Raw genomic sequence first — 20,711 nt, forward strand, 5'->3', positions numbered from 1 at the left:
CGACGCTTACTTGTCGCCGCCGCTGCGGGCCAGCTTGGCGATGATCCAGCCGGCCGCGAAGGCCACGCCGAAGGAGGCCAGCGGACGCTCACGGATCAGTTCGGCCGCGCTGTCGACCAGGTCCTTGCCCTTGTCCATCAGCGCATCGACCTGCTCCTTGGCCGCGGCACCGCCGAACTCGGCGGCGGCCAGGCCCGACAGCGCGGTGTCGGACAGCTCGGCCTTGACGTTGGCCTTGCCGATGCGCAGTTCGTCGGTGGCGGCACCGGTGGCGCCCTTGATCGCGCCGCCTGCGGCGGTGGCCGCCGACTTCAGGTGCGAACCGGCTTCACCCAGGTGTTCCTTCAGGTTCTCGGTATTGGTGGGGCTCATCGTGTATCTCCTGTATGCGATGGGGGATGGTGACCGCGGACGAAACCGGACGGCGAGGAACACAAGGTAATAGCACCGCGCGGGTGTAAGGGGCGTTACGGCATCCTGACCCGTTCAGCGCATCACCAGCTCGCCGCGCACGTTGCCGCGCACGATGCGCAGCACCAGCTGCTGCGGTCGGTTCTGGAAGTTGGCGCGCCAGCTGGCCAGGTCGGCAAACTCGCCCACCGTGGCCTCGGTGACCACATCGCCCTGCTGCAGGCCGGAGGCGGCGGCGCGGCTGCCGCGCTTCACCTCGCTGACCAGCACGCCGCTGACGCCGGCCTGGCGCAGCGTTTCGGGAAGGTCGACGAAGGTGGCACCGCCCAGCCGCGGGTCGAGGGTGTCGCCCGTGACCGCGCGCGCCTGTTCCTTCAGCGCCACCTTGAGCTGAAGGGCTTTGCCGTCGCGGCGCAGATCCAGCGTGAGCGTGCTGCCCACCGGCTGCAGGCCTTCCACGTTGTGCAGCGCCTGCGCGCTGTCCACGCGCTGGCCGTTGGCGGCGACCACCACATCGCCCGGCTTGAGGCCGGCGGCAGCCGCACCGGACCCGGCCAGCACGCGGGTCACCAGCGCGCCGCGGACTTCGGTCAAGCCCAGGCCCTGGGCGATCTGCGGGGTCAGGTTCTGTGCCTCGATGCCGAGGGTGCCGCGCACCACTACGCCGTGCTTGACCAACTGGTCCACCACGTCGCGCGCCAGGTTGGAGGGAATGGCCAGGCCCAGGCCGATGTTGCCGGCCATGCTGCCCTGCGGGTTGAAGCTGGCGGTGTTGATGCCCACCAGCTGGCCCTGCAGGTTGACCAGCGCGCCGCCGGAGTTGCCCGGGTTGATCGATGCGTCGGTCTGGATGAAGTTCTGGTAGCCCAGCCCGCGAATGCCGCTGCGGCCCACCGCCGAGACGATGCCGGAAGTGACGGTCTGGCTGAAGCCAAACGGGTTGCCGATGGCCACCACGAAGTCGCCTACGCGCAGCTGGTCGCTGTTGCCCAGCGGCAGGGCGGTGAGCTTGTCGGCCGGAATGCGGATCAGTGCCACGTCGGTATCCCGGTCCGAACCGATGAACTCGGCTTTGACCGTGCGCCCGTCGGCGAGGGTGACCTGCACGTCGTCGGCGTTGTCGATGACGTGGTGATTGGTCAGCACCAGGCCTTCGGCGGCATCGATGATCACGCCCGAACCGAGCGATTCGTTGATGCGTTCCTGCGGCACTTCCGGGAACAGGCGGCGGAAGAACGGATCGTTGAAGTACGGGTTGCGCACCCGGACCACCTGCTTGGTGTTGACGCTCACCACCGCCGGCATCGCCCGCTCCAGCATCGGCGCCAGCGAGGGCACCGGCTGGCCGGCTACCGCTGCGGGCAGGGCGGCGGTGGCCGGAATGGCCAGCGATGCAGGCGATGCGGCAGCGCGGTTGTCCAGCTGCGCGGTGATGGCGGTGGCGACGAATCCACCGAATGCGGCGGCGAGGGCAAGGGTCAGCAGGGTCGGGATCGGTCGCATGGTCCGGCGGTTCCGTAACGAGGGTGCAGGGCGGGAAAGCGGCTATACGGTAGTGCAAGCTGAATGAGTGTGTCCGCTCGCGGCTAAACGCGCCATGAAAAAACGCGCACCCGACGCCGGTTGATCTGTTCTGGAGCGGGGGAGGCTGCCTTCAACAGCCCGTCTCCCCCCGTGGCGATGGCCCGCGCGGAGGCCGTGTCGTTGCCCTCGCATCGGCGGCCGGTCGATCGCGACCGGCATGCTTCCACCCCACCCTCCCGAGGCTCCGCCGCCGGTTGCCGACACGCCCATCGTGGTCGGTTTCGTGTTCGCAATCGGCGCAGTTGTGGAGGCAAGGGGCAACGAACCGATCATGCGCGACGCGGAAATGCACGCCGCCTCCACCCCGTTCGACAGACGACGGAACGACGGTTGCCGCACCGGTCGACACAAGCACGGAAGCTGTTTTCAAGCAGTTTGCCGTGCACCACCTGGTGCAGGGGCCGCCGCGTCGGCCGCGCGCCAAGCACAGATGCGGCTCACGGGCTGCGACAAGACCGTTCCACGATGGACCGCGCCGGTATAGCATCGCCAGCGATTTAACTGACCAGGCCCCTTAGGAGGCAATCATGAGCAACGGTAATGGTGTGACCGCGACCCTGTCGCAGGGCGTCGAAGAAGTGAAAGAAGTGGCCGGCAAAGTGGGCGAGACCATCGCCACCACCGCTGAAGATGCCGTGGCGTCGGTGAAGAAGACCGTCAAGCGCGCCCGCAAGGCCGCGACCACCCAGGTCGCCAAGGTCAAGAAGGCCGTCAAGAAGGCCGAGAAGACCGTCGCCAAGAAGGCCGACAAGGCGGCCAAGTCGGTCGGCAAGACCCTGGCCTCCGCCAAGAAGAAGCTGGAAACCGCCAAGAGCAACGCCAAGGCCGAGGCCGCCGCGCTGAAGAAGCAGGTCGCCAAGAAGAAGGTCGCCGCTGAAAAGGCCGTGACCAAGACCACCAAGGCTGCCGGCAAGAAGGCCACCACCGCCAAGAAGGCTGTGACCAAGAAGGCCGCCGCTGCCAAGAAGACCGTGACCAAGAAGGTCGCCACCGCCAAGAAGGCTGTCGCCAAGAAGACCGCGACCGCCAAGAAGGTGGCTGGCAAGAAGACTGTCGCCGCCAAGAAGGCCGTGACCAGGAAGGTCGCCACCGCCAAGAAGGCCGTCGCCAAGAAGACCACGGCTGCCAAGAAGGTTGTCGGCAAGAAGACCACGGCTGCCAAGAAGGTTGTCGGCAGGAAGACCGCGGCCGCCAAGAAGGTTGTCGGCAAGAAGACCGCGGCTGCCAAGAAGGTTGTCGGCAAGAAGACCGCGGCTGCCAAAAAGGTCGTCGGCAAGAAGACCGTCGCTGCCAAGAAGGTTGTCGGCAGGAAGACCGCCGCCGCCAAGAAGGTTGTCGGCAAGAAGGTCGCCACCGCCAAGAAGGCCGTGACCAAGAAGACCGCTGCCCGCAAGGCCGCCCCGGCCAAGCGTGCCGGCGCTGCCAAGACCGTGGCCCGCAAGGCCCCGGCCAAGCGCGCGCGCAAGTAAGACCTGCGTGCCGTTCCCGCCCGAGGGCGGGAGCGGCATGGCGGCGGCCAGGCAGCCGCCCGCCGCCGATGCCGCACTCACCTGGCGCCTGCTACGGTGAGGCTCCCAAGCGAGGGAGTGTTCATGCGCGGTCTCGACTTCAGTTCCTGGCAGGCCATGCTGTCCACCCTGATCGGGCTGGCGGTCATCACTCTGATTGGCGTGGGTATCCGCCTGCTGGTGATGCAGACCCTGCAACAGCGCCGCGAGCGCGAAAACCGACAGATCAACGAACGTCTGCGCACCCTGATCGCGGCCTACAAGACCTTGGGCGGCTCCTTTACCGGCGCGCTGGACGTGGACCCACGCCACCTGCGCGACCTGCGCCATGCCCCGCACGAGGACCACCCCGACGATGCGGCGCTGCGTCTGGCCGACGCCGTGGCTACCGCCGGCAGCGACCGCGCCCGGCGCATCCGCGATGCCGTCGAGGCCGCACTGTCGGACATCATTCTGCTCGGCACCGACGAACAGGTGCGCCTGGCCGCGCACGCGGCCACCGAACTGGCGCAGGGGCGCGCAGTGCCGACGGCGGCACTGGTCGTGTCGCTGCGCGATTTCATCCGTGGTGCGCTCGACCTGGCGCTGATTCCCGCCAGCGTCGCGATCCCGCGGCAGGGACCGGCGCGTCCGTCGGCCGCTGCCAAAGGCAAGGCCGACGGGGCCGACAAGGGCGGTGCGAAAGGCGGTGGTGGCGGCATGGGTGGCATGGGCGGCGGGCAGGCCCTCGACGACGCGCCCGACCCCCCACGCTGATCCCGACGCCCTGCGCCGGGCCGCCTACTTGCCCAGTTCCACCACCGGCACGAAACCGCCGTAGATCATCCGCTTGCCGTCGAACGGCATCGGATTGTGTGCAGGGTCCATGCGCGGGTCTTCCATCATCTTCTGCATGCCCGCATCGCGGGTGGCCTTGTCCGGCCACTCGATCCACGAGAACAGCACTGTCTCATCGGCCTTGGCCTCCACCGCGCGATAGAAGTCGGTCTGCTTGCCGTGGGGCACGTCGTCGCCCCAGCACTCCACCACGCGGGTGGCGCCATGCTCGATGCAGATCGCATCGCCCATGCGGGCATGGGCCAGGAACGCTTCCTTGTTTGCGGTGGGGACGGCAATGACGAAACCATCGATGTAAGACATGGAACACCTCCGGAAGGGGCGCACCGGAAATGGGCGCCTCGGTGATATGACGAACCACGGCACGGAAAGTCGACACGCTGCGCCCATTGGCGCGTGGAGAATGTGATGAAAACCGCATTTTCTTCCACAAAGCTGAAGCCATTTATCGGATGAATCGCATCTTCGCGTCAGAAAGTTGGCACCTGTCATGGTGCGATGGCACAGTCGGGGTCTCGACGATCATGGGACGAAGGAACGCCCGATGCATGCCGAATCACTCGCGCCCCTCCATGCCCTGACGCGGTTGCAGCAGGACCACCGCCTGATCCGTGTGGACACCGTGCTGGACCCGCAGACTTTCCTGGTCAAACGCTTTCAGGGCAGCGAACAGGTCTCCCAGCCGTTCGCCTACCAGATCGAGCTGCTCTCCACCGAGCCGCGCCTCGAGCTCAAGCAACTGGTGGGCCAGCCACTGCGCCTGCAGTTGGGTGACGAGTTCGACGGCCAGAGCGTGCATGGCTATGTACGCGAGTTTGCCAGCGTCGGCCGCGAAGCGCAGTTCACCTGCTACCGCGCCGAGATCGCGCCCTGGTTCGCCTTCCTGGACTACACCAGCAACTGCAGGATCTTCCAGGACATGACCGCACTGCAGATCGTGGAGGCGGTGTTCGCCGACTACCCGGACCTGGCGCGTTTCGATCTGGATCTCGATGCCGGGCGGCTGACCAGGCTCGCGTACTGCGTGCAGTACAACGAATCGGACTTCGCTTTCGTCTCGCGCCTGCTTGAAGACGCCGGCATCTACTACAGCGTCCGCCACGATGCCGACGGCCACAGCCTGGTGCTCAGCGACGACTCCACCCTGAGCGTGGCGCTCGGCGAACCGGCGCCGGTGTACTTCCGTGCCGACCAGGGCGTGCAGCTGCAGACCGGGCTGCATCGCTGGGGCGCGCGCCGCCGCGTGGGCCCGGGGGCGCAGTCGCTGAGCAGTTTTGATTTCAAGCAGCCCAGCACGCCGCTGCGGGTGGTGCGCGGCAACGAGGCCCCGCGCGGCGTACTGCCCGAATTCACCCAGTACCGCTACGACGGTGCCGCGCGCTTTGCCGACAGCCGCATCGGCGAGGCGCTGGCGGCGGTGCGCAACGAAGAGGCCGCCTGGCCGACCAAGCTGTTCGAATGTGCCGGCAATGTGGCCGGCCTGCAGGCCGGCGGCTGCTTCGCCCTGGAGCAGCAGCCGGATTTCATCGGCCGTGGCGCCGAGGACCGCCAGTTCTTCGTGGTGCGCCTGCAGCGGGAGGGGCGCAACAACTTCGCCAGTGACTTCGGCAGCGCCGACGCGCCCAGCCACACCGTCGAGGCCGAGGTGCTGCGCCGCCGGATTCCGTACCGCCCGCTGCGCCAGACCCCGTGGCCGCGCATGCCGGGCCCGCAGACCGCCACCGTGGTCGGCCCGCCCGGCGAAGAGCTGCATGCCGATGCCTACGGGCGGGTGAAGGTGCAGTTCCACTGGGACCGCAAGGAAGACCGCCGCGACAATGGCGCGGAGAACAGCTCCTGCTGGATCCGCAGCGCCAGCCCCTGGGCAGGTGCCGACATGGGCGGCGTGTCGCCGCCGCGCGTGGGCCAGGAGGTGGTGGTGGACTTTCTCGACGGCGACCCGGACCGGCCGATCATCACCGGTCGCGTCTACAACGAAGAGAACATGCCGCCGTTCGGGCTGGAAGTGAGCGGCCTGAAGTCCAAGACGGTCAAGGGTGCCGGCTGGAACGAAATGACCATGCATGACACGGCCGGTGGCGAGCTGCTGAACATGCGCGCGCAGCGCGACATGGTCACCACCGTGCTCAACGACCAGAACGCCAGCATCCAGAACAACAAGTCCACCGCCGTGGCGGTCAACCACAGCATGAGCGTGGGCGCCAACCAGGACATCAGCGTCGGCGCCAACCGCGGCATCACCGTGACCGGCACCGACACCCTCGGCGTGACCGGCACGCGCACCACCAACGTGACCGGCGCAGTCACCGAGGCCTACCAGGCCGGGCAGACCAAGACGATTGCCGCCGCCGGCTATACCGAGACCATCACCGGCGACTTCGGTACCACCCTCACCGGCAACTACACCAGCCAGCGCACCGGCACCTGGAAGGAGACCGTCACCGCCACCTCGCTGCGCCAGGTGCTCGGCAAGGTCACCCAGGAGTACGCGGCCGGGCGCGAGACCACCATCACCGGCCTGGACAAGCGCGGTGTGCAGGGCGCGGTGGAGGACACCAACATCGGCGCACGCACCGTGGGAGTGGACGGCACCTTCGATCATGAAGTCACCGGTACCCACAGCCAGCTGTCCAACGGCGACATGACCCTCGGCTCGGCCAGCAAGCTGACCGCAGCGGTGGGCGGTGCCTTCATCGAGGTCACCGACGGTGAGATCCGGATCTCCGCCGGCGGCTCGGAGGTGGTCATCAACAGCGGCGGCGTGTCGGTCAACGGCAGCGAGATCAAGCTCAACTGCTGACCGGTCCAACGGAGGGACTTCCATGCACGACACTCCCATGCTGCGCGCCATCCAACGCCTGGGCGAGGCCTGGCTCAACGCCAGCGCCGATCCGACCCGGCGCCTGCTGGTGTGGCGCGTGCCGGCCAACGCCAGCCGCCTGCTCGCCGCGTTCTTCGAGACCCAGCGCCACGACGAAGGCCGCGACACGCCGGACTATTTCCTGCGCCTGGATACCGCGTTTGAAACCGGCTTCGCCTACAGCCGCGAGGTGAAGCAGAGCCTGCTTGAACGCTACCTCGGCAGCCAGGACGAACTGCGCGCGCAGGGTGTCGCGCTGGGCTGGCGCGGCCCGCACGACGCGCACCCGGACAGTGCGCACGGCGTGGTGCAGGTCCTGGACAGCTTCGCCACCCATCATCAACGCCATCTGCGCCTGCTGGCCGTGGTGATCGACCCGGAGCGCTGCGTGCCCGGCGATGGTCTCGCGCGCTGGATCGACGCCGCCTTGGCCGCCGCGCCGGGCGAGTGCCTGCGGCTGGTGCTGCTGGACACCGACGAAGACCCGCGCTGGCAGCCCCTGCTGGAACGCCATGCCCACGTGGCGGCGCGCATCGAGGCACCGGTGGACCTGTTCGCCATCGCCCGCGACACCGCAGCCCAGTCCGCCGGCACCGGCCCGGAGGTGCTGTACCGCCAACTGCTTGCCGACCTGATGCTGCTGCTCGAGCGCGGCAGCCCGCAGCAGGTGGCCGCCCGTGCCGAGCGCGCGCTGGGGCTGGCCCACCGCCACGGCTGGCAGGACCAGCAGGCGGTCGTGCAGATGATGGTGGCTGGAGCCTGGCTCAAAGGCGGCGACCACGGGCAGGCGATCAACGCGTACCGCCAGGCACGCAGCGCCGCCCAGACCGCGCGCAGCCAGGGCCACGCGGCCGCACCGGAGCTGGTGATGCAGAGCTGGTTCGGCGAAGCCGGCTGCTGGCTCGCCGCCAACAATCCGGGCCAGGCCACGCAGGGCTACCTGCAGGCCGCCACGGCCGCGGCCAGCATTCCGCACCCCATGTTCCAGCTTGAAGGCCAGCGCATGGCCGGCTACTGCCTGCTCCAGCAGGGCAAGCGCGAGGAAGCCCGCACCCAGCTGCTGGAGGCCATCCGCATTGCCACGCCGCTCTCGCCGCAGGACCGCCACGCCACCACCCTGCCGCAGGCCCTGTGGGACCTGCTGCAGCTGCAGGACCCACGCCGCTGCGAGCGGCTGCAGGACACCGCGCGCACCTACCTGGAACAGACCACCGCGCTGCACGGGCAGGCCGAGGATGCCGCCGCCCGCCTCGGCACGCAGCCGGCGCGACCGCCGCTGGACGTCATCCAGGCCCAGCTGCACAGCGCGCTGGAGCAGACCTTCCACCGCGTGCAGCGTGAGCGCGAGCGCCTGATCCAGGGCGGCGACGAGTTCTTCCGCCGCATCGTCGCGGTCGGCCGCGACTTCCTCGACCCGGGCTGGAACGGTCTGCCGGCGATCCAGCACCCGCTGGACCACGACATCCCGGTATGGAGCGAACCGCCGGCCATGCAGCCTCTGCCCGATCCCGCCCCGCTGCTGGATCCCCAGCATGCTCCCACCGTCGCTTCCGCTGCGGCACCCAACGGAGTTGTCGCCGCATGAATGCCAACAAGACCCTGCTGATGACCGTCGCTGTGCTGCTGGGCATGGCCATCGTGGTCTGGCTCGGCGTGGAGTACCGCGACGAGGTCAAGGCGTTCCTGCGCGCGCTGCTGCGCGCGCTGTAAAGGCCACGGAGGGCCGCCATGAGCATCGCCGCCAAACATTTCGATCCGCAGCTGGGCATCGACATCCATATGTACGCGGTGCCGCCGTGCCCGCTGCCCACCCCGCACATCGGCCTGGTGCTGGACCCGTTCGACTACATCCCCTTCATCGGCTCCACGGTCAAGGTCAACGGCGTTCACCGCGGCACCGCCGGGACCGGTGGCCTGGACATCCACATCCCGCTGGGCGTGTGGGGCCCGCCGCTGGCCGCGCCGATGGGCCCGCAGTTCGACGGCGAGGAGATCTTCATGGGCAGCCGCACCGTGTCGGCCGATGGCGAGCCGTTCTCGCGCCTGGCCATGCCCGTGCTGGACTGCAACCTGGCCGGCATGATCAACCCGTTCCGGGTCAAGAAGCCGAAGAAGCCGCTGCGCGCGATGTCGCTGCCCACCGGCTTGAACGTGGCCATTCCCACCAGCGTCAAGATCGGTGGCCCGCCCACCGTATCGTGGACCGCGCTGGCCTTCCGCGCCGCCTTTGCCGGCCTCGGCAAGCTGCGCAAAAGCGATTTCTTCCGCAAGAAGATGGATGCCTTCGCGCAATGGCGCCGCGCCCGCTGGGGGCACCTGCCGTCGGGCACGCTCAAGTGCAAGGTGCTGCGCGCCGAGCCGGTGGACATCCGCGACGGCAGCGTCTCGGTCACCCACGACGACTTCAGCATCCCCGGCCGCCTGCCGCTGGCCTGGCGCCGCGTGTACGCCTCGCGCCACGCACAGCGCCAAGGCGCCTGCGGCTTCGGCTGGCAGACCCCGGCCGACATCGCGCTGGCACTGGCCCCGGATGGCAGCGCCTGGCTGTCCGGCCCGGACCAGGTGGCCTTCTTCCCCGAGCTGCCGCGCCGCGACGGCGCCGACGTGGCGGTCCTGGACTTCGTCGATGGCGCGCGCCTGTGGCGGCAGCAGGGCCAGTGGATCGTGCGGTTCAAGGGCGGCCTGCACTACCGCTTCGACGGCGCTGCCGCGCCCGGCGTGGCCCAGCTGCCGCAGGAGCAGCACCTGCCGATCGAGCGCATCGAAGACAGCTGCGGCAACTTCTGGCGCTTCGAGCGCCGCGATGGCCATCTGGTGCGCATCGTCGAACGCGGCGTGGACGACCAGCAGGGCCGCTACATCGCCGTCACCGCGCGCCACGGGCGGATCGACGACCTGCAGCTGCACGATCCCGCCACCGGCCTGAACCACCCGCTGGTGAGCTACCGCTACACCGACGGCGACCTGATCGCCGCCGTGGACCCGCTCGGCGCCCCGCGTACCTTCGGCTACACCCAGCACCACATGGTGCGCCACACCGACCGCGTCGGCCTGTCCTTCTACTACGCGTTCGACGCACAGTGGCGCGTGGTGCACTCCTGGGGCGACGGCGGTCTGTACGACTACCACTTCGACTACGACGCGCTGCTGCGCGAAACCCGCATCACCGACTCGCTGGGCAACGTGTCGCTGGTCAAGTTCGATGAAAACCGTCTGCCGCTGTGCGAGATCGACCCGCTGGATGGGGTGACCATCTTCGAGTACGACGATGTTGGCCGCACCGTGGCGGTGACCGACCCGGAGGGACTGCGCACCGGCTTCGAGTACGACGAACGCGGGAACCTGGTGGTGCTGGTGCGGGCGGATGGAACCACGCTGCAGCAGCAGTTCGATGACCAGGACCAGCTGCTCGCCGTCACCGATCCGGAGGGCAACACCTGGCAGCAGCACTACGACACCCGCGGCCTGCTCATCGAGCAGACCGACCCACTGCAGGCCGCCACCCGCTACACGTACGATGCCTACGGCCTGCTGCAGGCCCAGACCAGCCCCCGCGGCGCCGTCACCGCCGTCGGCTACGACCGCCACGGCCTGGTGACCAGTGTGCTGGACCCGCTTGGCCACCAAAGCCGGTACCAGCACGACCCGCTGGGGCGTCTGCTGTACCAGACCGACCCGCTTGGCCAGACCACGGCCTACGAGTACGACGCCAAGGGCCGCCTGCTGGGCGTGCAGGCGCCCGACAGCAGCGGCGTGCGCTGTGAGTACGACGCCGAAGACCAGCTCATCACCTACCTGGACGAAGCGGGCGCGCGCACCCGCCTGCAGTACGTGGGCATCGGCCAGATCGGCAAGCGCGTGCAGGCCGATGGGCACGTGGTCGAGTACCGCTACGACACCGAAGAGCAGCTGATCGGCGTGGTCAACCAGCGCGGCGAGCACTACCTGCTCAACCGCGATCCGCTCGGCCGGATCGTCGAGGAAATCGACTACTGGGGCCAGTCGCGCCATTACAGCTACGATGCCGCTGGACGCCTCACCACCACCGTGGACCCGCTTGGCCAACGCATCGTCTTCGCCACCGACAAGCTCGGGCGCATCACCGCCAAGACCCTGCCGGACATCCGCCAGCCGGGTCGCCAGGTCAAGGAAACCTTCCAGTACGACGCGCGCGGCCAGCTTGTCGACCTGCGCAACGCGCACCGCCACGTCACCCGCCGCTTCGACCCGCTGGGCCAGTTGCTGGAGGAGATCCAGGATGGCTTCCGTGTCGGCTACGCCTACGACGAGGCCGGCAACCGCACCCAGCGACAGACCAGCGCCGGCAATGCCATCGCGTTCGCCTACGATCTGTGCGACCAGGTCAGCGAGATCGGCATCAACGACGAAGTGCCGATCACCCTCGAGCGCGACGCGCTGGGACGCACCACGCGCGAGCAGCTGAGCCCGCACCTTGAGCGACGCTTCGACTACGACGCGCGCAACCTGCTCACCGCGCAGACCGTACTACGTGACGCCGCCCCGCTGTTCGACACCCGCTACGACTACGATCGCACCGGCAACCTCACCCGCCGCCAGGACAGTGCGCAAGGCGTGGACGAGTACCGCTACGACGCCATAGGGCGACTGCTCGCGCATACCGATCCGAAGGGCGTGCTGCACCAGTACTACAACGACCCGGCCGGCGATCGCCTGCGCACCGACATCCGCGAAGTGCGTATGCGCAAGGTGGCTGGCGGCGATGACCAGGCCGAGGTGCTGTGGACGCGCGAGGGCACCTACCAGGGCGTGCACTACGTGTTCGACCGCGCCGGCGACATGGTACGCAAGGGCAGCCCGGGGGGCGGGGATGCGAGCGACCTGGAGCTGATCTGGGATGCCAACCATCGTTTGGCCGAGAGCCGGCGGGACGGCAAGAGCACGTACTACGGCTACGACCCGCTGGGCCGCCGTGTGTTCAAGCGCAACCCGACGGAGACCACGTGGTTCTTCTGGGACGGCGATGCACTGCTGGGCGAGGTGAAGCAGGCCAACGACGCCGAGGACGCTGCACCGGTGTGGGTGGACAACGTGGCCAGCCTGATCGAAGTGAAGCGGCGGCAACGACGGTTGGAGAAGTTGCATGAGGGGGTGCGGGAGTATGTGTACTACCCGCGAAGCTTCGTGCCGTTGGCGATGCTGGAGAGGCGAGGTGATTCATCTGCCGGCACTGGTAGTGAACTGGAGTCAGAACCTTACTATCGAGTTGACACTGTTGGGCGTGACGCGCAGTCCCCGTCTGTTTCGCTTTCTAGCGTCGTAACGACAGCCGACGGCTCCGGTCAGCGTCCAGAACGTGACAGCTCTCCGCCTGGAAGACTACGCTCAGCGGACTACAGCGCAAACGGATTGGGTACGCTTGGCAACCTCTCGCTTGCGAATCAAGACGCGGCGATTGGCTTGCCTGTCGAAAGAGCTGGGCAAGCCAGTTTGCAGCCCGAGAGTGCTTGGGGTACCAGGCTGGGGGCTACTGGTCTTGGACCCGATAGAACGGTGGCATCGAACCCCAAAGATGCGGTTAAGCCTCTTGGGCACCAGACTCCTACGACGCACCGTAATCCGGCTCGTCCATTGTCCGAAAGCGGCACGGCACCCGATGAGTTGGTGCATACCGAATCAGATGGGCGACTACTAGACGCGGTCCATGCATCTACGGAGACGCTAAACGGAGCGAGCAATAGATTTTTCCTGTACCAGTGTGATCCCAATGGGTGCCCCAATCGAATTTTTACAGCTCAAGGCAGGGTAGCTTGGGTTGCTCCGTCTGAAGACACGCGTGATGACGGTTGCGATGACGAACTGAGCTGCGTTCGTTCGCTCGGTCAGTATCACGATGTGGAAACCGGATTGGTTTACAACCTTGCGCGCTACTTTGACCGGGAGTCGAGTCAGTTCTGTTCGGCCGATCCGATTGGGCTCAGTGGAGGAACAAATCTTTACGCTTACGGACTCAATTACATAAATTGGACAGATCCTTTGGGTCTGACTGGCGGCCGAACGACCGGGGAAAACGCCGACATCCTTCGCCGAAACATGAACCGAGAAGGGAGAGCGGTCGCTCCTGGGCAAGCCGCAGGTCACATCGTTGCGTCAACAGGATCCAAGGGACACTGGGCTGCAGCCGCAGACTCGAGAGATATCCTTTCGGCATATGACATTGAGATCAATGATGCCGCTAATGGTGTTCCAGTGGATCATCCGCGGCCGCACAATAAAATGCACACGAGGAAATTCCACATGGATGTGAAGGCGCGACTGACTGCGGTCGTCGACAGGATGTCTGCAGCTGGATATGGTCATCGTGCGACGAGGAGTGCCCTCCGAAGAGAGTTGCGGCAAATTGGTAGAGAGTTCACGGCTTCGTGCCGAGGTTAGCAAGACGACTCGCGGAGATTTGAGAATGGAAGATGTCAATATTTTGGTGAACTTGGTCGTCAAGGCATTTCGGCCTGCGTTACTCCACTTGTTTAGAAGTGGTGAGAACTTCTACTACTGCACCTTCGTCATGACGGAGGAAGGCCACGCGCCATTTCTTTCGGCGTGGTCTGAAGAGGCACTTGCAAGGGCAGTGGACGAAAGCGGCGAAGGCCCGGAAGTAGCTGCGGAACTGAAATGGTCGTATGCAGATTCTCCATACGTTGACTTTGGAAGCGAACACACTGAAGAGCTTCGCGCGCCCTTCCTCGCCAGGCCGAACCTACAAGACCTCAGTATCGATGAGTGGGAAAGGGAGATTGAGTTCCGCATGGCTGCTGTAGAGCAGGCCGCACGCCAGTTGGATGAAGAGGGTGCATTCGGCACAGGGCAGCGTCGCAGCAAGCTACTTGTCGCAGTGGAGATCATGCCTCCAGTGCCTTCCAACGTAGACCGCGTGGCGCGGCTGAACGACACTGACTCGCAAATCTTCAAGCAGTGGTTGGAGGAGGCTGCAGAAGTGGACGATTGAGTTCGTTTGCATATTCCTTCTTGCTTTGGAGTGCGCATGAAGAGGCTCTAAGGAACCCGCCACTTCGACGGCGCTACCGGCGACCTCACCAGGAAAAGGGCGTTGTGCGTCGACACATGAACAAAGGAAATGCCGTGCTGATGGAAGTGATCACTGATTGCTAGGGTGATGAACTAGTTCCAAGGTCAGTAACTATGTACGTCATAGATGCTTGGGAAAATGTTCTTGTGGATGCGACTGCTACGAATGGGTCTCGACACGTCAAGCAAAGCTGCAGGATTTGGGGTCTGAGATGGACGAAAGAATACTCAAACAATTGATCCTTCAAGTTCAGTGGCTGCTAGAAGCTCACTTGACCTAATTCGCGTGGAAGGTTTCAGGCTCCCGGGATCCTACTGCGAATTTGCAGCGACGCTCGGTTATGGCCGCTTTGGCGGCTTGGCCATCATCTATTCGGGCGTGCCCGAACACCAAGATTCAATTCTAGTTCAGGGCGCACGCGCCAAAGGGTTCATAAATGATGCTGTCGCCGATGACTACTTCGAGTTCGAGCCGGACGGAGATAATGAAATCGCCGCTCGCCTGTATCCCTTTGCAGCCAGCGAGAACGGTGAGTGCTTTGCCTGGGATATCAACGAAAAGCGCGCGGGTGAGTATTCGATCTACTGTATTGGTGCTCGAATGGCGGGTCTTCGGTATGCGGCAGAGTCACTGGGCGAACTGCTTGAGAAACTATGCAGTGGATCCATCAAGGATGTGATGAGGTCCGGGTACGCTCCTCTGCTTCCTAGGTTTGACGGCTTGTGATTGATTCAAATTCATGGGTAATCGTTGCCAGGCATCGAGGTCTAGAGTTGGGTTCGAGTGGCTGAAATGGCGAAGAAGATCAATATTGCGGTTGGTGACGTGTTTGCGATTCCGCTTCCAACGGGCGGGTGCGGGGTGGAGCGTCTGATACATACTTCAGATAGGTGGCGGCTGGCTCAGTTTTTGTCGCTTACGCTGGATAGCTCCGGAGCTCCCTCCGTCAATTATCGATTGCGGTGAAGTGATGCCAGTTCGCAACATGGTTGCGTTGCGTATTGAGGAAGGTGCGTGCTGCGTTCTGACGCGTGGCGTGTCCATTGATGTTCGGGAGCGTGGCAATGTTCGATGTCATTGATGACGTGGTAGCTAAGTCTGCCCGGTTGAAAGTGTTCCCAGGGCAGGGCGTGCCCCACGCCCTGATTGAGGATGCGGAGCGTGAGCTCGGCATCCCGTTGCCCGATACGTATAAGGCGTGGCTGCTCAGGTACGGGAATCTGAGTGTTGGCGACACGCAGGTGTTCACACTTGCGCCCATAGAGGACCGGGATATCGCCGATGATGATCTGGTGTACAACACCCGCCTTGCCGTGGGAAATGGATTTCCTCCGCTTGGTCTTCTCCCAGTTTTTATTCCGGGGTCAGATGAAGCGTTCTATTTTGATACAAGGGGAGGGTTGAAGGAGGGGGAGTACCCTGTCGTCAGGTTTGATCATGATGAAGGTGTGTTTCACTTTTTCTCTCCGTCCTTCCTCGAGTTCATGATCACGTTGGTGCACGTGTACCGATCGGGTCTTGCGCGGCGCCTTGCCCGCTATCCTGTGCACTTCTCAGTCCGGCAGGAGCCGATGATGGGAAGCGACAGATACTTTGATCTTGTTCCCGGGGATGCGGGCAGTTCCAGGGTAGGCGGATGTTCGCCGGATGCGCTGGTGAAGTCCGGGCAGGCACGTCCCGGTGCACGGTTCTTCGTGTGCCTCGCGGGGTCCGACTTCCCGCAACCGGGGGCGGTGACATCGACGGGGCATGGTTCGTGAAGGTTGGCAGTGGGCGCCGACGGATCCAGGAAGAGGATTACTACGTACGCGCCTTGATTCGCGATGGCTGCGAGTTCCTCCTTCAGGTGGACGAGAACGGATTTCCGGAGGGGTTCGTGCTTGGCGACTATCCATTCGGTTATGGCGCTCTATGCGTGTATGGGAAGCGCGGCATCGGCGGTGAGGTGGTGGAGGTGGCAGCGGGCTTCACCCAGTTCTAGGGCGCCAGCAACGCACCTGCGCAGGCGCGCGTATGCCAGAGCGCGCCTGAACCGCTGCAGAAAATTCACGGTTCGCGCAGCGGCCGCTTTCAGGGCGGGTTCGGGCGAATAACGGAGAATTTACATTTCCAAGGCGGCACGCAGTGCGCCGCTGCAAGAACAGAGGTGTACCCCCCCATGAAGACTTCCCTGATTGCTCTGGCGCTCGCCGCCGCCCTGCCGTTCGCCGCGTCCGCTGCCGAAGGCCTGTCCTACAACTACGCTGAAGGCGATTACGTCAAGACCGACGCCGACGGCGGCAAGGCCGACGGTTGGGGCGTGAAGGGTTCCTACGGGTTCCTGCCGAACTTCCACGCCTTTGGCGAGTACAACCAGCAGAAGACCGACATCGGCAACTTCAAGGTTGATCAGTGGCGCGTGGGCGTGGGCTACAACCAGGAAATCGGCAACAGCACCGACTTCGTGGGCCGCGTGGCCTACAACAAGTTCGACCCGAAGGAAGGCCTGGACTTCAACGGCTACAGCGCTGAAGCCGGTATCCGTACCGCGTTCGGCCAGCACGCCGAAGTCTACGCAATGGCGGGCTACGAGGACTACAGCAAGAAGCACGGCATCAATCCGGATGGCCAGTTCTACGGCCGCCTGGGTGGCCAGGTGAAGCTGAACCAGAACTGGGGCATCAACGGCGATATCAAGATGGATCGCCACGGTGACAAGGAATGGTCGGTCGGCCCGCGCTTCAGCTGGTAAGCGCTGTCTGACGGCATCGCCACGCGCCGTACTGGTGTGGCAGAAAAGGCCCGGCACTGCCGGGCCTTTTTCGTGGGCGCTACCACCACGCCTGTGCGCACGCCGCAGGACCGCCTACATCACCTCGGCCAGCAGGGCCGCACTGCGGTCCAGCAGGATGCGCGATGCCGGTGCGGCGCCCAGCAGGTGCAGGCACGCATGCACCATGCCCGGCAACCGCTCGCACCGTACCGGTACCCCGGCCAGCTGCAGGCGGCGCGCGTAGTGCTCGCCCTCATCGCGCAGCGGGTCGTGGTCGCAGACCAGGATGCTGGCGGCGGGCAGCCCGGTCAGGTCCTGCGCGCGTGCAGGCACCGCGTACGGGCTGGCCAGGCTGTGGGCGCCCACATAGGCCTCCCAGCAGCGCTGCATCAGTGCGGTGGTGAGAAAGTGGCCTTCGCCGTAGCGGCGGTGGCTGTCGGTGTCCACCGCCGTATCCAGTGCCGGGTACAGCAGCAGCTGGTGATGGATGGGCGGGCCGCCGCGGTCGCGCGCCAGCAGCGCCACGCCGGCGGCGAGGTTGCCGCCGGCGCTGTCACCGCCGACCAGCAGGCGGGAAGGATCGACATCGAGGGCGGCGGCGGTGCGGTGGCTCCAGTCCAGCACCGCATACACGTCTTCCAGCGGCACCGGGAAGGGGTGCTCCGGTGCCAACCGATAGGCCATCGCGATCACCACGCAGCCGCTCGCATTGGCCAAGGCACGGCACGGGTTGTCGTACACCGCCAGCGAGCCCTGGAACCAGCCACCGCCATGCGCGAACACCAGGCCTGGCCGCGCGTGGCCAGGCCTGTGTCCGGCGGGCCAGTACACCCGTACGCCGATGGCGTGGCCATCGGTGGCGGCCACGAGGACGTCGCGGACTGCCGCGACGTCCTCAAGTGGGCCCTGCAGTGCCGGCAGTGCCGTCTCGCTGGCCGCGCGGAGGTCCAGCAGCGATGCCTCGGCCACTGCCGACGGCGGTGGCAGTGCAGCCAGGAAGCGCGCGATATCCGGGTCCAGGCTCATGCCTGGCACGCCGGCAGCAGGAACGGCAGCAGCTGGGCCAGGAAGGCCTCGGGCGCTTCTTCCATGACGAAGTGGCCGCAGTCGGCAATCATCGCCCCGCGCAGGTCGCTGGCATGGGCGCGCATGGTGTCCATCGGCATGTCGGCGGTGGCGTGCTCGGCCCCGATCGCCAGGACCGGCATCGCCAGCGGGGTGAGCGCACGTTGACGGTTCTGGCGGATCGTTTCGGGAATGGCGCGGTAGTAGCCGAAGCCACCACTGAGCCCGCCCGGTGCCGAGTACGCGCGGATGTACACCTCGCAGGCCACCGCTTCGCGGCGATGCGCCCAGCGGTCGAACATGAAGGTCAGGTAGGCACGCTCGCGCCCGGCGATCAGCGCCTCGGGCAGGTCGCGTACCTGGTTGAACATGAAGTGCCACAGGAAGATGTTGTCTTCCGGTGCCACGAACACCGGCGGCGCCTCGGCCAGGCCGGGAATCACCGCTTCGGTGATCGCCAGCCGCTGCACGGCGTCGGGCTGGTCGCTGGCCAGCGCATAGGCCACCCACATGCCGACATCGTGGCCCACCACCTGGTAGCGCGCGTGGCCAAGCTGCTGCATCAGCAGGTGCAGGGTGGCGGCGGTGGCGCCGGTGTCGTAGCCGTGCGCCGGCGTGTCCGAATCGCCGGTGCCCGGCGGGTCCACGGCAATCGCCTGGAACCCCTGTGCGGCGAGCGCCTGCATGATGTGCCGCCAGGCATACCAGGTCTGCGGCCAGCCGGGGATCAGCAGCACCGGCCGCCCCTGGCCGAGGATCGCGCAGTGCACGCTGCGCCCCTCGATGCGGACATGGCGGTGCACCACGCCGTCCAGCGCGGCGGAGGTGGAATGGTCGTGTACGGTCTTCATCAGTGGATCCCCAGCATGCCGTGGATCTGCGCACGGCTGACCGGGGCACCGGCGAAGTCGTCGAAGATGCGATCGGTGACCTTGATGATGTGTGCATTGATGAACGCCACGCCCTCGCGCGCGCCGTCCTCCTGGTTTTTCAGGCAGCACTCCCATTCCAGCGTGGCCCAGCCGTCGTAGTCGTACTGGGCCAGCTTGGAGAAGATGCCCTTGAAGTCCACCTGGCCGTCGCCGAGGGAGCGGAAACGTCCGGCGCGTTCGGTCCAGCCGCTGTAGCCGCCGTAGATGCCCTGGCGCCCGCTCGGATTGAATTCGGCATCCTTGATGTGGACCATGCCGATGAAATCGCGGTAGATGTCCAGGAAGCTCAGGTAGTCCAGCTGCTGCAGGACGAAGTGGCTGGGATCGAACAGGATCCGGCAGCGACGGTGCATGCCCACGGCGGCATGGAAGCGCTCGAAGCTGGTGCCGTCGTGCAGGTCTTCGCTGGGATGGATCTCGTAGCAGAGGTCGATGCCGTGCGCGTCGCAGACATCCAGGATCGGCAACCAGCGCCGCGCCAGTTCCTCGAACGCGGCGTCGATGAGCCCTTCCGGCCGCTGCGGGAACGGGAACAGGTACGGCCAGGCGAAGGCGCCGGAGAAGGTGCCCATCCGGTCCAGGCCCAGCCGCTGCGAGGCTTTCGCGGCCAGTTTGAGCCGTTCCACCGCCCACGCGGTGCGTGCGGCCGGGTCGCCGTGCAGGGCGGCCGGCGCGAAGCTGTCGCAGAGCGCGTCATAGGCAGGGTGCACCGCCACCAGCTGGCCGAAGATGTGGGTGGTGAGTTCGCTGATCACCAGCCCGTGGCTGGCCAGCATCGCGATCAGGTCGTCGCAGTACTGCTGGCTGTGCGCGGCCTGTTCCACATCGAACAGACGTTCGTCCCACGCCGGAATCTGCAGGGCCTTGAAGCCCTGGCCGGCGGCCCACGCGGCGATGGAAGGCAGGTCATTGAAGGGAGCCTGATCGGCGCTGAACTGGGCCAGATGCAGGCTGGGGCCTTTAAGGGTACGCATGAAGGTGTTGCCTTATTATTTGTCGAACGACAAAGAATAGGCCGCAGATTCGTTCCGGTCAACGCCCGGTTTGGATAGAATCGCCGCACCGCTTCAATCCGTAGTGATGCTCATGGCCGGCCGCCCCCGCGAATTCGACAAGGACCACGCCCTCAAGCAGGCGATGCTGCTGTTCTGGGAGCGCGGGTATGAGGGCACCTCGATGTCGGCGCTGGTGGAGGCGCTGGGCATCGCCTCGGCGCGTATCTATGCGGCCTTCGGCAGCAAGGAGCAGTTGTTCCGCGAGGCGGTGGCGCTTTACGAAGCGGGCGATGGCTGCTTTGCCGACCGGGCACTGCGCGAGCAGGCGGTGCGCCCGGCGATCGAGCGCATGCTGCACGATGCCGTGCTGACCTACACGCGGCGCGGCCGCGCGCAGGGCTGCCTGGTGGTGTCGGCGGCCACCAGCACCGCACCCGAGAACGAGGCGGTGATGGACTGGCTGGCCGAGCACCGCCGCCAGCGCACCGCGCAGATCATCACGCGCCTGCGGCAGGCGGCCAGCGCCGGCGAACTGCCCGACGGCAGCGACGTACAGGCGCTGGGTGACTACTACGCCACCGTACTGCACGGCATTTCCACCCAGGCACGCGATGGCGCCAGCCGCGCGCGCCTGCTGGCCGCCGTGAGCGTGGCGATGCAGGCGTTGCCGGTGCGGCCAACGGCCTGATGAACCCGGCGCG

Annotated in this window: 18 protein-coding genes; 12 read left to right on the forward strand and 6 right to left on the reverse strand. The window is 65.9% G+C overall.

Annotated features, from left to right (window positions below):
* Nucleotides 1-6: 6 nt before the first annotated feature.
* Nucleotides 7-372: a hypothetical protein gene (locus ACPEH1_RS06245; protein WP_017355212.1), complete on the reverse strand. Its 366-nt coding sequence runs from the start codon at nucleotides 370-372 to the stop codon at nucleotides 7-9.
* A gap of 114 nt (nucleotides 373-486) precedes the next feature.
* A complete protein-coding gene (locus tag ACPEH1_RS06250) occupies nucleotides 487-1,914 on the reverse strand; it encodes a Do family serine endopeptidase (RefSeq protein ID WP_017355211.1) in 1,428 nt (475 codons plus the stop codon).
* Nucleotides 1,915-2,522: 608 nt separating this feature from the next.
* Between ACPEH1_RS06250 and ACPEH1_RS06255 the strand changes: the two genes are divergently transcribed.
* Nucleotides 2,523-3,464 (forward strand): histone, encoded by a 942-nt coding sequence (locus ACPEH1_RS06255; RefSeq protein ID WP_262071722.1) that lies wholly within the window; start codon nucleotides 2,523-2,525, stop codon nucleotides 3,462-3,464.
* Nucleotides 3,465-3,587: 123 nt separating this feature from the next.
* Nucleotides 3,588-4,259, forward strand: a complete 672-nt coding sequence (locus ACPEH1_RS06260) for a hypothetical protein (RefSeq protein ID WP_423715448.1) — start codon at nucleotides 3,588-3,590, stop codon at nucleotides 4,257-4,259.
* Between the two features lie 24 nt (nucleotides 4,260-4,283).
* On the opposite strand, the gene ACPEH1_RS06265 is transcribed toward ACPEH1_RS06260, so the two are convergent.
* Nucleotides 4,284-4,643 carry a DUF1428 domain-containing protein gene (locus ACPEH1_RS06265; protein ID WP_017355208.1) on the reverse strand — a complete coding sequence of 120 codons (360 nt, stop codon included), beginning with the start codon at nucleotides 4,641-4,643 and terminating at the stop codon, nucleotides 4,284-4,286.
* A 241-nt stretch (nucleotides 4,644-4,884) separates the two neighbouring features.
* On the opposite strand from ACPEH1_RS06265, the gene ACPEH1_RS06270 reads away from it, so the two are divergent.
* The 9 genes from ACPEH1_RS06270 to ACPEH1_RS06310 all read left to right on the forward strand — a co-directional run bounded on the left by ACPEH1_RS06270 (nucleotide 4,885) and on the right by ACPEH1_RS06310 (nucleotide 16,997).
* On the forward strand, nucleotides 4,885-7,140 hold the full coding sequence (locus ACPEH1_RS06270) for a type VI secretion system Vgr family protein (RefSeq protein WP_423715450.1): 2,256 nt from the start codon (nucleotides 4,885-4,887) through the stop codon (nucleotides 7,138-7,140).
* Between the two features lie 22 nt (nucleotides 7,141-7,162).
* Nucleotides 7,163-8,785, forward strand: a complete 1,623-nt coding sequence (locus tag ACPEH1_RS06275; protein WP_165699843.1) for a hypothetical protein — start codon at nucleotides 7,163-7,165, stop codon at nucleotides 8,783-8,785.
* Complete coding sequence (locus ACPEH1_RS06280) at nucleotides 8,782-8,910, forward strand: hypothetical protein (RefSeq protein ID WP_017355205.1); 129 nt, start codon at nucleotides 8,782-8,784, stop codon at nucleotides 8,908-8,910. The genes ACPEH1_RS06275 and ACPEH1_RS06280 overlap by 4 nt, the downstream gene beginning before the upstream one ends.
* Before the next feature lie 18 nt (nucleotides 8,911-8,928).
* A complete protein-coding gene (locus ACPEH1_RS06285; RefSeq protein ID WP_423715451.1) occupies nucleotides 8,929-13,614 on the forward strand; it encodes an RHS repeat-associated core domain-containing protein in 4,686 nt (1,561 codons plus the stop codon).
* A 25-nt stretch (nucleotides 13,615-13,639) separates the two neighbouring features.
* Nucleotides 13,640-14,185: a DUF4303 domain-containing protein gene (locus ACPEH1_RS06290; protein ID WP_423715452.1), complete on the forward strand. Its 546-nt coding sequence runs from the start codon at nucleotides 13,640-13,642 to the stop codon at nucleotides 14,183-14,185.
* Between the two features lie 366 nt (nucleotides 14,186-14,551).
* On the forward strand, nucleotides 14,552-14,992 hold the full coding sequence (locus ACPEH1_RS06295; RefSeq protein ID WP_051008574.1) for an SMI1/KNR4 family protein: 441 nt from the start codon (nucleotides 14,552-14,554) through the stop codon (nucleotides 14,990-14,992).
* Nucleotides 14,993-15,330: 338 nt separating this feature from the next.
* The gene (locus ACPEH1_RS06300) at nucleotides 15,331-16,026 is read left to right on the forward strand and encodes an SMI1/KNR4 family protein (RefSeq protein WP_423715454.1); all 696 of its coding nucleotides are present in this window, start codon (nucleotides 15,331-15,333) and stop codon (nucleotides 16,024-16,026) included.
* Complete coding sequence (locus tag ACPEH1_RS06305) at nucleotides 16,023-16,247, forward strand: hypothetical protein (protein WP_423715456.1); 225 nt, start codon at nucleotides 16,023-16,025, stop codon at nucleotides 16,245-16,247. Before ACPEH1_RS06300 ends, ACPEH1_RS06305 begins: the two co-directional genes overlap by 4 nt.
* Nucleotides 16,248-16,424: 177 nt before the next feature.
* Nucleotides 16,425-16,997, forward strand: coding sequence for an Ax21 family protein (locus ACPEH1_RS06310; protein WP_017355199.1), 573 nt, complete (start codon nucleotides 16,425-16,427; stop codon nucleotides 16,995-16,997).
* 114 nt (nucleotides 16,998-17,111) lie between these two features.
* On the opposite strand, the gene ACPEH1_RS06315 is transcribed toward ACPEH1_RS06310, so the two are convergent.
* From ACPEH1_RS06315 to ACPEH1_RS06325, 3 genes are read right to left on the reverse strand one after another with little or no spacing between them, the layout of a single operon-like run.
* Nucleotides 17,112-18,044, reverse strand: a complete 933-nt coding sequence (locus ACPEH1_RS06315; protein WP_017355198.1) for an alpha/beta hydrolase — start codon at nucleotides 18,042-18,044, stop codon at nucleotides 17,112-17,114.
* The gene (locus tag ACPEH1_RS06320) at nucleotides 18,041-18,934 is read right to left on the reverse strand and encodes an alpha/beta fold hydrolase (RefSeq protein WP_423715458.1); all 894 of its coding nucleotides are present in this window, start codon (nucleotides 18,932-18,934) and stop codon (nucleotides 18,041-18,043) included. Before ACPEH1_RS06320 ends, ACPEH1_RS06315 begins: the two co-directional genes overlap by 4 nt.
* Complete coding sequence (locus tag ACPEH1_RS06325) at nucleotides 18,934-19,989, reverse strand: sugar phosphate isomerase/epimerase family protein (RefSeq protein WP_017355196.1); 1,056 nt, start codon at nucleotides 19,987-19,989, stop codon at nucleotides 18,934-18,936. The genes ACPEH1_RS06320 and ACPEH1_RS06325 overlap by 1 nt, the downstream gene beginning before the upstream one ends.
* Before the next feature lie 112 nt (nucleotides 19,990-20,101).
* Between ACPEH1_RS06325 and ACPEH1_RS06330 the strand changes: the two genes are divergently transcribed.
* The gene (locus ACPEH1_RS06330) at nucleotides 20,102-20,698 is read left to right on the forward strand and encodes a TetR/AcrR family transcriptional regulator (RefSeq protein WP_423715459.1); all 597 of its coding nucleotides are present in this window, start codon (nucleotides 20,102-20,104) and stop codon (nucleotides 20,696-20,698) included.
* Nucleotides 20,699-20,711: the final 13 nt, after the last annotated feature.

This window comes from Stenotrophomonas sp. NPDC077421, from assembly GCF_049545505.1.
GTDB classification, from domain to species: domain Bacteria; phylum Pseudomonadota; class Gammaproteobacteria; order Xanthomonadales; family Xanthomonadaceae; genus Stenotrophomonas; species Stenotrophomonas nematodicola.